Here is a 13240-nt window from a genome sequence, read left to right on the forward strand (position 1 = left end):
ATGTCCCAGAAGCCGAAGCCGTCGCACGGCCTCACCGTCTGCCCGGACTGCGCGGAGCCCCTGGAGTCGGGTGACCGGTTCTGCGGGGCGTGCGGTCACGACCTGACGGCCGTGCCGGTCGCCGGGGTCGAGCCGGACCGCCCGACCGTGGCCATCGGCACCCCCGTGGCCTGGCCGGACGCCCCGCCCCGGGACCCCGGTTCGCTGTCGACCGCCACCCAGCACCCGGGCGACCTCCCGGGCACCGACTCCGGTGGCCGCGACCTGCCGACGATGCCGGTCCGCACGGACGGGCCGGTGCCTCACGGCGCCGACCCCGCCGGGGAGACCACGACGGGCAGCGGCGACTTCGAGCTGGCCGCGCCGGACCCGCGTGCGGCGGTACGGGTGGACCCGCCGCCGGCCTCACCGGCCCCGGCACCCGCGCCCTCCCCCGCTCCCACACCCGCCCCCGCGACTCAGACATCGGCGTCGGCACCTGCCGCCGCCCCCGGCCCCGCCCTGTGCGTGGCCTGCCGGGCCGGGCGGGTGGACACCGACGGCTACTGCGAGAACTGCGGGCACGCGCAGCCCCGCGAGCGCGACCACATGGAGCGGGAGCTCGGCAGCGTCGCCGCCGTCTCCGACCGGGGGCTGCGCCATCACCGCAACGAGGACGCGTTCGCCGTCTCGGCGACCACGCTCCCCGACGGCTCCCCCGCCACCCTCGCGATCGTCTGCGACGGCGTGTCCTCGGCGACCCGGCCCGACGAGGCGTCCGCCGCCGCCGCCGAGGCGGCCGGTGCCTCGCTGCTCGCCGCGCTGCCCCGGGGAACGCACCCGCAGCAGGCGATGCACGAGGCGATCGTGGCCGCCGCCGAGGCCGTCAACTCCCTCGCGGAGGAGCCCGGTCAGGACGGCGCCGAGCACGACCCGCACCGCCACCGCAACGCCCCGGCCTGCACCATCGTGGGATCCGTCGTCGCCGACGGCCTGCTCGTCGTCGGCTGGGTCGGCGACAGCCGCGTCTACTGGGTGCCGGACGACCGGGCCACCCCGGCCGCCCGGCTCACCGAGGACGACTCCTGGGCCGCGCAGATGGTCGCGGCCGGCCTGATGAACGAGGCGGAGGCGTACGCGGACGAGCGCGCCCACGCGATCACCGGCTGGCTCGGCGCGGACGCGTACGAACTGGACCCGCACACGGCCGCGTTCAAGCCCGACCGGTCCGGTGTGGTCGTCGTCTGCACGGACGGCCTGTGGAACTACGCCGAGGGTGCCGACGACATGGCCAGGGTCGTGCCGGCCGACGCGTCCGACCGGCCGCTGCACAGCGCCCAGGTCCTCGTCGGCCACGCCCTGGACGGCGGAGGCCACGACAACATCACGGTCGCGCTCGTGCCGTTCACCGTCGCTCCCCAAGGGGCAGGATCCGCCTGAGCGGTCGCCGATCCCCGTCCCTCCACCGATTGACCGTTGTTGCCCGAGGAGCCGTAACAGATGGCGAACTTCTCCAAGTCGACCGTGCCGCAGTTCTCGGTGGACGTCTACCAGAACGAGTTCCTGCCCGAGGGCGGCCGGGACGTCAGCGCGATCGTCACGGTCACCTCGACCGGCGGCGGCACCACCGGCCGGCAGCCGCTCGTCCCGGCGGGCGGCGGCACGGCCGGTGTCGTGATCATGGTCGACTGCTCCGGCTCGATGGACTACCCCGCCACCAAGATGCGCGGCGCCCGTGAGGCGACCGCCGCCGCCGTGGACACCCTGCGCGACGGCACGGCCTTCGCCGTCGTCGCCGGTACGCACGTGGCGAAGGAGGTCTACCCGGGGAACGGCGGGCTCGCCGTCGCCGACGCCAGGACCCGGGCCGAGGCCAAGGAGTCGCTGCGCCGGCTGAGCGCGGGCGGCGGCACGGCCATCGGCACCTGGCTGCGGCTCGCGGACCGGCTGCTCTCCACCGGCGGGCTCACCATCCGGCACGGCATCCTGCTCACCGACGGCCGCAACGAGCACGAGTCGCCGGAGGAGCTGCGGGCCGCGCTCGACGCCTGCGCCGGCCGCTTCACCTGCGACGCCCGTGGGGTGGGCACCGACTGGGAGGTCAAGGAGGTCACCGGGATCGCCTCGGCGCTCCTCGGCTCCGCCGACATCGTCGCCGACCCGGCCGCCCTCGCCGCCGACTTCACGGCGATGATGGAGCAGGCGATGGGCAAGGGCGTGGCGGACGTCGCACTGCGGCTGTGGACCCCGGTCGGGGTGGAGATCGCCTATGTGAAGCAGGTGGCGCCGACGGTCGAGGACCTGACCGGGCGCCGTACGGAGGCCGGACCGCGCGCCGGGGACTACCCGACGGGCTCCTGGGGCGACGAGTCCCGCGACTACCACGTGAGCGTGCGGGTCCCGCAGGCCGCGATCGGCCAGGAGATGCTGGCGGCCCGGGTCTCCCTGATCGCGCCGGACCCGCTGGGCGGCGACCCGAAGCCGCTGTCCCAAGGACTGGTACGGGCGGTGTGGACCGACGACCTGGCGATGTCGACGTCGATCAACCCCCAGGTCGCCCACTACACGGGCCAGGCCGAGCTCGCGGACGTCATCCAGCAGGGGCTGGATGCCCGCAAATCGGGCGATCACGACGGTGCGACGGCGAAACTGGGCCGCGCGGTGCAGCTCGCGGCGGCCTCCGGCAACGCGGATACGGCGAAACTGCTTTCGAAGGTGGTCGACGTCGTCGATGCGGCGACCGGTACTGTGCGTTTGAAGGCGAAGGTCGCGGAAGCGGACGAGATGACACTCGAGACCCGCTCCACCAAGACCGTTCGCGTCAAGAGGTAGCCCGGCCACGGGCCGGACGACGAGAGGGGGAAGCACCGACATGCCGACCTGCCCGAACGGACACCAGTCGGTCTCCGACGACTGGTGCGAGGTCTGCGGCCATCGCATGGCCGGGGCGGGTGCGCCGACGGGTGCCGTACCGCCGCCTCCCCCGCCGCCGCCCCCCGCGTACGGATATCCCGGCCCTGGTGGCCCCGGTGGCTACGACGCACCCGGTGCTCCCGGTGGCTTCGGCCACGGTGGCGACCCGAACGCGACGGCCCAGGCCGAGCTCTGCCCGCAGTGCCGGACGCCGCGCGAGCACATGGCGCCGTTCTGCGAGGAGTGCCGCTGGAACTTCCTCACGAACACGGCGACCTCGTACACGCCGGTGGCCCCGCAGAACGCGCGCCCGGCGGGCCCGCCGCCCGGTCTGAACCTGCCGCCGGGCTTCCAGTCCACGCCGCCGGGCCCGCAGCAGGGCCAGCCGGGTCCGCAGCAGGGCCACCCGGGCCAGCCCGGTCCGCAGGGACCGCACGGGCAGCAGGGACCGCCGCCGGGGCAGGACCCGTTCGGCTACCAGGGCTCGCGGCCCTCGCAGGTGAACCGTCCCGCCGAGCCGCTGGGCAGCGACCCCACGCACCACCAGGCCCCGCCGCAGCGCCCGCCGGCGCAGCAGCCGCCCGGCGCGGCCGGTCAGGGCGACCCCTTCGGGCCGCCCGGTCAGCAGTCGCCCGCGCCTCCGGCGTACCTCCAGACCCCGTCCGCGCCGCCGGGCGCTCCGCCCCAGGCCCCGGCGCCGCCCGCGCCGCCGCAGCCCCGCGCGGACGACGACTGGGTGCTCTCGCCGCCGTCGCAGCACCAGGCACCTCCGCAGCCGCCGCAACACCAGGGGCCGCCTCCGCAGCAGCACCAGGCGCCCCCGCAGCAGCCGCAGCACCAGGGACCCCCGCCGCACATGGCACCGCCGCCGCCACAGCAGCAGCAGTTCCAGGCGCCCCCGCAGCAGCAGTTCCAGCCGCCGCGGCAGCCACTGACCTGGACCGCGGTCATCGGTCCGGACCGCGAGTACTTCATGGCGATGATGCAGCGCAGCGGCCCGGAGGCCGGCGGGCTGAACCTGCCCGCGTACTCGCCGGACAAGCACCTGCCGCTCCAGGGCAACCAGATCTCCATCGGCCGTCGCCGGCACTCCACCGGCGAGTCCCCGGACATCGACCTGGCGGTGCCGCCGGAGGACCCGGGCGTCTCGCACCAGCACGCCGTGCTCGTGCAGCAGCCGGACGGTTCGTGGGCGGTGGTGGACCAGAACTCCACCAACGGCACCACGATCAACGGCGGCGAGGAGCCGATCCAGCCCTACGTCCCCGTCCAGCTCCAGGACGGCGACCGGGTGCACGTCGGCGCCTGGACGACGATCACGATCCGGGTGGGCTGAGTCCCTCTCGGAGCAGCGGCCAGGCGTACGGCCCTCCGGGGTCGTCCAGCCAGGCCCACTGTCGCTCGCCGCTGACCGTCACACCGAAGCGCTCCCGCTCGGGCCGCCCCTCGCGCAGCCAGAGCGAGAGCGCTTCGTTCCTGTCCAGGGCCTGGTCCACCAGACCCCAGAAGAAGCGGAAGCGCTCGTCCCCGGCCGGGCCGTGGCGCGGGACCCGTCCCGCGACGCCCCGCAGCGCCACGAAGTACGCCGAGGTCGCGAGGAACCGTCCCTCCGCGTGGGCGACGTCGTGCACCCGCAGCCGCAGGAGCCCGGTGGAGAGCGGTGCGAGCACCAGGGCACCGGGCCTGCACTGGGCGAGCCAGGCGTACGGGACCGAGGGCATCGCGCAGGTCGCCACGATCCGGTCGAACGGGGCCCGCTCCGGGCAGCCGCGGGCGCCGTCGGCGGCGATCACGGCGGGCCCGTACCCGGCGGCGGCCAGATGGGTCCGGGCGGACTCGGCGATCTCCTCGTCCAGGTCGACGGTGGTCACGTGCTCCGCGCCGAGGCGGTGGCAGAGCAGGGCGGCGTGGTAGCCGGTCCCGGCGCCGATCTCCAGGACGTCGTCCCCGTCGCGGACGTCGAGGGCGTGGAGCATCAGGGCCATCAGGGAGGGCTGACTGGCGGAGGAGACCAGCTCCCCGTCCCGTACCCGGGTGGCGATCGCGGTGTCCGCGTAGGCCCCGTCCAGCCAGCGGTCCCGGCGTCCGGGCTCGGGATCGCCGGACCAGAGCCGTTCGTAGCCGCCGGTGCCGGGGACGTAGTAGTAGGGCACGAAGAGATGGCGCGGGACCTCGGCGAAGGCCTTCCGCCAGCGGGCGTCGGGCAGCACGCCCTCGGTCTCGATCTCCCGCACGAGCGCCCGTCGCGCCCGCGCGCCGGCCTCGGCGAACTCGTCCCGCCGCTCACCCATGCCTCCACTGTCCCGCCGCCCGGAGGCCCCGGCGAGCGGTCCTGGACCTCCCGACCTAGGTCGGGGCATCTGAGACGATGGAATGGTGAACGAGATTCCCGGGGAAACAGTGCAGGAGCAGACCTTCTACGAGCAGGTCGGCGGCGAGGAGACCTTCCGCCGTCTGGTCCGCCGTTTCTACGAGGGCGTCGCGGGTGACCCGCTGCTCCGCCCGATGTACCCGGAGGAGGACCTGGGCCCGGCGGAGGAGCGTCTCACGCTCTTCCTCATGCAGTACTGGGGCGGCCCCCGCACCTACAGCGACCACCGCGGCCACCCGCGCCTGCGGATGCGCCACGCTCCGTTCACCGTGGACCAGGCGGCCCACGACGCGTGGCTCCGTCACATGCGCGCGGCCCTGGACGGCCTCGGACTGGCCCCGGAGCACGAGGCCGAGCTGTGGCGCTATCTGACGTACGCGGCGGCGTCGATGGTGAACACGGCCGGCTGACGGCCCCTCACACCCCCTCGCCGCCCCACCTCCACGGACGGACACATTCCGGAGTCGGAACCCCGAATAACGGTCACGATCGGATCAAGGTGGGACCGCAAGCGGTTTCCAGCGGCACATGCACTCTGAAAGCATCCGAGAGAAGTTTCGGGAGCGTTCGGCACATGTTCGACGTGCGCACCGTGATCAGGGTGGCCAGGGGGATGGGTGACGGGGTTCGTATTTCTGCGTGTCAGGGCGCACCGGCTGCTGCTCGCCGCGGCACTCCTCGCCGTGCTCCTGACGACCTCGGTGCTCGCCACCCTCGCCTCGTTCTCCGGGGCGATCGGGGACGCCGCGCTCCAGGCGGGGCTGCGGGGACGTTCCGCGGCCGCCGCCTCGCTGCTCGTGAGCGGGCAGGTGCCCGCCGCCAACAGGGCGAGCGCCGAGGAGGCCGTCCAGGAGGGGATGCGGCAGACCTTCGACGGGCTGCCCGTGACCGTACGGCGGCTCGAGCGCTCGGGGCCGTACGCGCTGCCCCGGAGTCTTCAGCCGCCCGCCGCCCGTAAGGGCGACCCCGACCTGACGCACTTCGCCGCGCTCGACCGCTCGCGGCTCTCCCTCGTCAAGGGCGCCTGGCCCTCGGCCGCCCGCACGGCCGGTGTCGTCGAGACGGCGCTGCCCGAGGAGGCCGCACGGCGGCTGAAGATCGCTCCCGGGGCCGTGCTCGACCTCACCGACCGGCTCGACGCCCGGAAGGTGAAGGCCCGGGTCACCGGCGTCTACCGGCCCGCCGACACCGCCGACCTGTACTGGCAGCTGGATCCGGCCGGGGGCCGCGGTGTGCGGACGGTCGCGTTCACGACGTACGGGCCGCTGCTCGTCGACCCGGCCGTCATGGCCTCCGGCGCGCTGACCATCGGCGAGACGTCCTGGCTGGGCTCCGCCGACTTCACCGGCTTCACCACCGACCGCATCGACACCCTGCGCGCCACCGCGACCGAGGGCCCGAAGGCGCTGGCCGGTGCCACCGACCGGTTCGGTACGACGGTCGCCGCGTCCACCGCGCTCCCCACCGTCCTGGAGCAGACCCAGCGGTCCCTGCTCGTCTCCCGCTCCACCCTGCTGATCGTCGCGGTCCAGCTGATCCTCCTCGCCGCGTACGCGCTGCTGCTCGTCGCCCGGCTGCTCAGCACCGAACGGTCCGGGGAGACCGCTCTGCTGCGGGCCCGCGGTGGTTCGCGCCGCCGGATCGCCGGGCTCGCCGCCGCCGAGGCGCTGCTGCTCGCCCTGCCCGCCGCGGTCGCCGCCCCGCTCCTGTCCGAACCGCTGACCCGGCTCTTCGCCGAGCGGTCCGCGCTCTCCTCCTTCGGCGTACGGCTGGAGACGGCCCCGTCGCTCCAGGTGTGGCTGGTGGCCGCCGCCGTCGCCCTGTGCTGCGCCGCGGCCGTCGTCGCGCCCGCGCTGGCCGCCGGGGACGGCTCCGTCGTCTCGCTGCGCAAGGCCCGCTCGGCCTCGCTGCCCGGTCCCGTACGGGCCGGGGCGGACCTCGGCCTCCTCGCCATCGCCGCCGTCGCCTACTGGCAGTTGCAGCGGCCCGCCGCCGCGGGCGGCACGCTCGGCGCGGACGGGGACGGCGGCGGCTCCATCGACCCGGTCCTGGTCGCCGCGCCCGCCCTCGCCCTGCTCGCCGGCACCGTCCTGACGCTGCGTCTGCTGCCGCCCGCCGCCAAGCTGGCCGAGCGGCGCGCGGCGGGTGGGCGCGGTCTCTCCGCGGCCCTCGCCGGCTGGCAGTTCAGCCGGCGGCCGCTGCGCGGCGCGGGCCCCGTCCTGCTGCTCGTCCTCGCCGTGGCGATGGGCATGCTGGCCATCGGACAGAGCGGCTCCTGGGAGCGTTCGCAGCGCGACCAGGCCGACTTCCGCGTCGGCGCGGCCGTCCGCGTCCTCAGCGCCGGCCCCGGTGAACCCACCGAGACCGAACAGCTGGGCAAGGTGCCCGGCGTCCGTGCCGTGGCCCCGGTGCACCGCACCACCATGGACCTGACCGGGAAGAACGCGACCGTCCTGGCCGTGGACACCCGTAACGCCGCCGACGGCATGCTGCTCCGCTCCGACCTCGCCGACGCCCCCGTCCGCTCCCTCCTCTCCCCGCTGGCCCCCAAGGCCGCCACCCGCCCCGGCCTCCCGCTGCCCGCCGGCACCCGGACGCTCACCGCCGACCTGCGGCTCGCCGAGCCGAAGGGCGGCACCCGGGTCACCGCGGTCCTGGAGGACCCGAACGGCGTCCCGTACCGACGGGCCCTGGGGTCGCTGCCCGACGACGGCCGGACGCACCGGCTGACCCTCGACATCGCCTCCCTGGCCCGCCCCGGCGGCGCCGACGGCACCCGTGGCTCCGCCGGGCTGCTCACCCTCGTCGGGCTGGAGTTCAACGGAGAGATCACCGCCGACGCGAAGGGCTCCCAGACCCTCCACGTGGAGCGTTTCGGGGTCGTCGGCGCGGACGGCGGCGAGAAGGTCCACGCCCCCGGGACGGTCCTCGGCTCCTGGTCGCACTCCTTCGAGCAGACCAAGCAGGGCGACCCCCAGAACCCCGTCCCCACCTCCGGCGTGCCCGGCGCCGCCGGCCCCGGCGGCCGCCCCGCCCCGTACGCCCTCACCTTCGCCGTCTCCGGCACGCCCCTGAGCGAGATGTTCTGGTCGGCGGAGGAGTTCGTCGTCCGTATGAAGGCGCCCGGGCCCAAGGCGCCCGGCCGCCTCTCGGCCGTGGCCACCGGAACCTTCATGACGGCGGCCGGCGCCAGGCCCGGCGACGTGATCGAGATCGCCCTCGGCGGCCGCCGGATCAACGTCACCGTCTCCCGCGTCGTCGAGGAACTGCCCACCACAGGCCCCGGCGCCCAGGTCGCGTCGGCGACCAGCCCCGTCGCCACCCCCGAGGACGGCGGAACGATCCTCCTCGACCTGGCCTCCGTCAACCAGTACCTGTCCACCGGCGATGCCTCGACCGTGGCGGCGACCGAGTGGTGGCTGACCGTCGACCCCGGCCGGGCCGACGACGTCGCCGCCGCCCTGCGCGCCCGGCCCAACGCCGACCCCGCCCAGGTCCTCGTACGCGACGAGATCGCCGCCGAACTGCTCGGCGACCCGCTCGGCGCCGGCCCCAACGCCGCGCTCATGGCGGTCGCCGCCGCCGCGGCGGCGCTCGCCGCCGTCGGATTCGCGGTCGGCTCGGCCGGCGCCATGCGGGAACGGTCCGCCGAGTTCGGCGTCCTGCGGGCGCTCGGCGCACCCCGCCGCCGTCTCGCCCGGCTGATCGCCGCCGAACAGGGGCTCCTCATCGGCATCGGCCTCGTCATCGGCATCGGGCTCGGCGCCGTCCTGGCCCGGGCCGTCGTCCCGCTCGTCGTCCTGACCGGCCAGGCAGCCCGGCCCGTACCCCCGGTCCTGGTCGAACTGCCCCTCGGCCAGGTGGTCCTGCTGCTCGCCGGCGTCGCCGCGCTGCCGCTCGCCATGGTCGCCGCGATCGCCCTGCGGCGCACCGACCCGGTCGTGACGCTGCGCCACCAGGGGGAGAACTGATGTCCGGCACGGCCGGGGAGCACCCGGACGAGGGCCCGCACCGGAAGACCCCCGACACACCCGCCGTACGCAGGAAGGCACCCGACATGTCCCGGTCCCGGTCGCCCCGGTCGCCCCGGTCCGAGAAGCCCGCCCGCGCCGTCGCCCCCTGGGTGCGGACCCGGCTGCGGACCGCGCCCTGGGCCGCCGCCTCCCTCGCCGCCCTCGTCCTCGTCACCGCCTACCTCGCGGCCGCGCTGCCGCGCGCCGTGGACGCGTACGAGACCGAGGGGCTGCGGCACGACATCCGGACCGCCGCACCCCGCAACAGCGTCCTCGAACTGACCGCCGAGCCGCCGGGCCTCGAACTCGACCTGCCCGTACGCGAGGCCGGCCTGGCCCCCGCCGTGCTCCGGAAGCAGCGCGACGAGGCGCGGGCCCTGCTGCCCGAGCCGCTGCGGACCGACCCGGAGCAGACCGTCCACGGCCTGCGCACGGTCAAGCGGGTCGAGGGGCTCGACCCGTGGCTGCCCCGGCCGGACGGCATCTCCCCCGAGTTCGTGCTCTCCTCCCCGTCGGGCCTGCCGGAACACACCACGCTCCGCGAGGGCCGCCTCGCCGCGGGCACGGCCCGCGCCCCGGAGGCGGTGGTGACCGCGAAGACCGCCGAGGCGCTGCGCCTGAAGCCCGGCTCCGTCGTGCACGTACCGGGCCGGGTCAGCGCGGAACCGATCGCCCTGACGATCACCGGGATCGTGGAGCCCCGCCGCCCCGAGGGCCCGTACTGGGCGGTGGAGCCGCTGCTCCGCACCCCGACGCTCGCCCCCCTGGTCGGCGACGAGATCAAGTACTACTGGCAGGGAGCACTGCTGCTCTCCCCCACCTCGGCGCCCGCGCTGCTCTCCACCACCGGCGAGCCCGAGGTCTTCTTCCGGTACATGCCCACCGCCGGACATCTCACCGGGCGGGACACCGACCGGCTGAGCGCGGCGCTCGACGCGGCGGCCGGCGGCCCCGACCTGGTCAGGATCCGCGAAGTCGTGGGACCCACCGGTGCGCTGACCACCCAGCTCGACTCGATCGTCGGCTCGTACGGTTCGATGCGCGAGGCGATCAATCCGGTCGTGGCCGTCGCCGTCTTCGGGATCGGCGCGGTCGCGGCGGTCGTCCTCGCCATGACCGGCGGACTCTTCGTCGCCCGCCGGGACAGCGAACTGGCCCTGATCCGCTCCCGAGGCGCCTCGCTCACCGGAATCGGGCTGCGCCTGCTCGGCGAGACCTCGGCGGTCGCCGTACCGGCCGCGGTGCTCGCCCTGGGACTCGCGGTGGTGACGGTACGCGGCCCGGACGGCGGGTCCGACGGCGTCCTCGGTGGAATCCCGCTGCTCCCCTCGGTCCTCGCCGCCTCCGCCGTCGCCCTCGTCGCGATGCTGGTCCTGCCGCTGCGGGCCGTCGTCCTGCACCGGCGCCCGCGGCTGCACGGCGGGCGCGACGATCTGCTCACCGCCCGCCCCTCCCGGCGCCGTACGGTCCTCGAACTCACCCTGCTCGTCCTGGCCGTGGGCGCGGTCGCCTCGCTGCGGCTCCGTGGCACCGGAGACTCCGGGGACCATCTGGTGAGCGCCGCCCCGGTGCTCGTCGGCCTGATCGCCGCCATGGTGCTCGTACGGATCTATCCGCTGCCCCTGCGGTGGGCGGCCCGCCCGGCCCGCCGGCTGCGCGGGGCCGTCGGCCCGCTGGCCCTGGCCCGCGCAGGACGCACGTCATCGGCGGGCACCCTGCCCCTGCTCGCGCTCGTCCTCGCCCTGACCACGGCGGCCTTCGGCGGCTCCGTCCTGGCCGGCGTCGCCGACGCCCGCGACCGGGCGGCGCTCCTCGCGACCGGCGCGGACGCCCGGATCGACGGCTCGGTCGAGTGGACCCCGCTGCCGGCCGGCCTCACCGATGCGGTGCGCGGCACCGCGGGCGTACGGGACGTGACACCGCTGCAGATCGAGTACGGGGTGTCGCTGCCGTCCCCCGGGAACACCTCCGCCCAGCCGATGAGCTCGGCCCTCGTGGGCGTCGAACCCGACTCGTACACCCGGCACGCGCGGCGGACCGGCTTCGGCGCCTTCCCGGCGGCGCTGCTCGCCTCGACGGGCAAGGGCGGCAAGGAGGCCGCGGCGGACACGGAGCGGGTCCTGCCCGCGATCGCCTCGCCCTCGGTCGCCGCGCGGCTCGGCGGCGCGCCGCAGGAGATCGTGTCGGCGGCCGGGGTGTTCCGGGTGCGGATCGTCGCGGTCCGGTCGACCACCCCGGCCCTGCAGGGCGCCGACTTCCTCCTGGTCAACGCCGCCGACCTCACCCACCGGGCGAACACGGCGCTGCTCGTCACGGGCCCGAGGGACGGGGCCGCGCTGCGGGCCGCGGTGAAGGGCCGGTCCGACGCGCTCCTGGTGTCGATGCGGACCGAGGAGCGGGCCGGCTATGTGGACTCGCCGCTCCAGTCGGGCGCCGAGCGGATGTACCTGGGCGCGATCGGCGCGGGCGCCGGGTTCGCCGTGGTGGCCGTGCTGCTCTCGCTGATGCAGAGCGCCCCGGAGCGGACCACGCTGCTCGCGCGGCTGCGGACGATGGGCCTGACCCGCAAGCAGGGCCGGCGGCTGCTCGGCCTCGAGGCGCTGCCGCAGGCGATCCTCGCGGCGCTCGGCGGCACGCTCGTCGGCTGGGCGACGGTGCCGCTGCTCGCGCCCGGCATCGACCTGTTCCGGCTCGCGCTCGCGACGACACCGGGCTTCGCCCCGCTGGACAGCGCGCCGCTGCGGGCGGACCCGTGGTCGTTGGTGGTGCCGGCGGTCGCGGTCGTCCTGATCACGGCGGTGGCGGCGGCCGGACAGGCCTGGTGGGCGGGACGCAGGGGCTCGATCAAGGAACTCAGGGCAGGAGACGCACGATGACGAAGACCGACACGTCGATCCGGGCCGGTGCGGTCGGGTCCGCCTCCGACCCCACCACTCTGGAGGAGCTGGAGCGGAAGGCGACCGCGCGGCGCGACCGGCCCTCGTACGGCCATGACGCGCTCATCGCCTGCGACCGCCTCGTCCGGATCTTCACCACGGACGGGGTGGAGGTGCAGGCGCTCCAGGGGCTCGACCTCCTCGTGAAGGAGGGCGAGTTGATGGCCCTGGTCGGCGCCTCGGGCTCCGGCAAGTCGACGCTCATGAACATCCTCGCGGGCCTGGACGTGCCGACCGCCGGCGCGGCCCGGGTCGCCGGAGCCGATCTGCTCGCGATGGACGGCAAGGCACGGCTGCGCTACCGACGCGAGGTCGTCGGCTTCGTCTGGCAGCAGACCGCCCGCAACCTGCTCCCCTATCTGACGGCAGCCCAGAACGTGGCGCTGCCGATGCAGTTGAAGGGCCGCGCGAAGCACAAGGCGGAGCGCGCCGAGGAGCTCCTCGCGATGCTGGGCATCGCGGAGGCCCGCGACCGGCGGCCGCACCAGCTCTCCGGCGGCCAGCAGCAGCGGGTGGCCATCGCGGTCGCCCTGGCCAACAACCCGGCCGTGCTCCTCGCCGACGAGCCGACGGGCGAGCTGGACTCGGCCACCGGCGAGCAGGTCTTCGCGGCCTTCCGCCGCGCCAACGAGGAACTGGGCACGACGATCGTGATCGTCACCCACGACCAGGCGGTCGCCTCCGAGGTCCGCCGCACGGTCGCCATCCGCGACGGCCGCACCTCCTCGGAGGTCCTGCGCCGCACGGAGGTCGACGAGCAGGGCAAGGAGTCCCTGGTGGCCCGGGAGTACGCGATGCTCGACCGCGCCGGCCGGCTCCAGCTCCCGGCTGACTACACGCAGGCGCTCGGCATGGAGCACCGGGTGGCCCTGGAGCTGGAGCAGGACCACATCGGGGTGTGGCCGGACGACGCGGAGGGCTGAGCAACCGGGCGGCGCCGCGGGACGTCCCACCCTGCGGGGGTGATGTCCATGTCATCTAGGGGTACGGGGCGCCCGTCGGGCGCGGGAAGTCCGTCGAGCGCGGGG

Annotated in this window: 8 protein-coding genes; 7 read left to right on the forward strand and 1 reads right to left on the reverse strand. The window is 75.4% G+C overall.

The window, feature by feature from the left end:
• Genes ACIP8Z_RS15175 through ACIP8Z_RS15185 form a run of 3 tightly spaced genes read left to right on the forward strand, consistent with a single transcriptional unit; the run spans position 1 to position 4228 of the window.
• Positions 1-1419 carry a PP2C family serine/threonine-protein phosphatase gene (locus ACIP8Z_RS15175; RefSeq protein ID WP_402083250.1) on the forward strand — a complete coding sequence of 473 codons (1419 nt, stop codon included), beginning with the start codon at positions 1-3 and terminating at the stop codon, positions 1417-1419.
• A 60-nt stretch (positions 1420-1479) separates the two neighbouring features.
• Positions 1480-2811, forward strand: a complete 1332-nt coding sequence (locus ACIP8Z_RS15180; protein ID WP_402083253.1) for a VWA domain-containing protein — start codon at positions 1480-1482, stop codon at positions 2809-2811.
• A gap of 40 nt (positions 2812-2851) precedes the next feature.
• Positions 2852-4228 (forward strand): FHA domain-containing protein, encoded by a 1377-nt coding sequence (locus ACIP8Z_RS15185; protein WP_402083256.1) that lies wholly within the window; start codon positions 2852-2854, stop codon positions 4226-4228.
• Here ACIP8Z_RS15185 and ACIP8Z_RS15190 read toward each other — a convergent pair.
• Complete coding sequence (locus tag ACIP8Z_RS15190; RefSeq protein WP_402083259.1) at positions 4209-5183, reverse strand: methyltransferase domain-containing protein; 975 nt, start codon at positions 5181-5183, stop codon at positions 4209-4211. The genes ACIP8Z_RS15185 and ACIP8Z_RS15190 overlap by 20 nt on opposite strands.
• 85 nt (positions 5184-5268) lie before the next feature.
• Between ACIP8Z_RS15190 and ACIP8Z_RS15195 the strand changes: the two genes are divergently transcribed.
• The 4 genes from ACIP8Z_RS15195 to ACIP8Z_RS15210 all read left to right on the forward strand — a co-directional run bounded on the left by ACIP8Z_RS15195 (position 5269) and on the right by ACIP8Z_RS15210 (position 13135).
• Positions 5269-5673: a globin gene (locus ACIP8Z_RS15195; protein WP_402083262.1), complete on the forward strand. Its 405-nt coding sequence runs from the start codon at positions 5269-5271 to the stop codon at positions 5671-5673.
• Positions 5674-5880: 207 nt separating this feature from the next.
• On the forward strand, positions 5881-9234 hold the full coding sequence (locus ACIP8Z_RS15200; protein WP_402083265.1) for an FtsX-like permease family protein: 3354 nt from the start codon (positions 5881-5883) through the stop codon (positions 9232-9234).
• An 86-nt stretch (positions 9235-9320) separates the two neighbouring features.
• Positions 9321-12152, forward strand: coding sequence for an FtsX-like permease family protein (locus ACIP8Z_RS15205; protein ID WP_402083845.1), 2832 nt, complete (start codon positions 9321-9323; stop codon positions 12150-12152).
• Complete coding sequence (locus ACIP8Z_RS15210; protein WP_319309434.1) at positions 12149-13135, forward strand: ABC transporter ATP-binding protein; 987 nt, start codon at positions 12149-12151, stop codon at positions 13133-13135. Before ACIP8Z_RS15205 ends, ACIP8Z_RS15210 begins: the two co-directional genes overlap by 4 nt.
• The last annotated feature ends 105 nt before the right edge of the window (positions 13136-13240 follow it).

Origin of the sequence: Streptomyces sp. NPDC088553 (genome assembly GCF_044752965.1) — a bacterium.
Classification (GTDB): domain Bacteria; phylum Actinomycetota; class Actinomycetes; order Streptomycetales; family Streptomycetaceae; genus Streptomyces.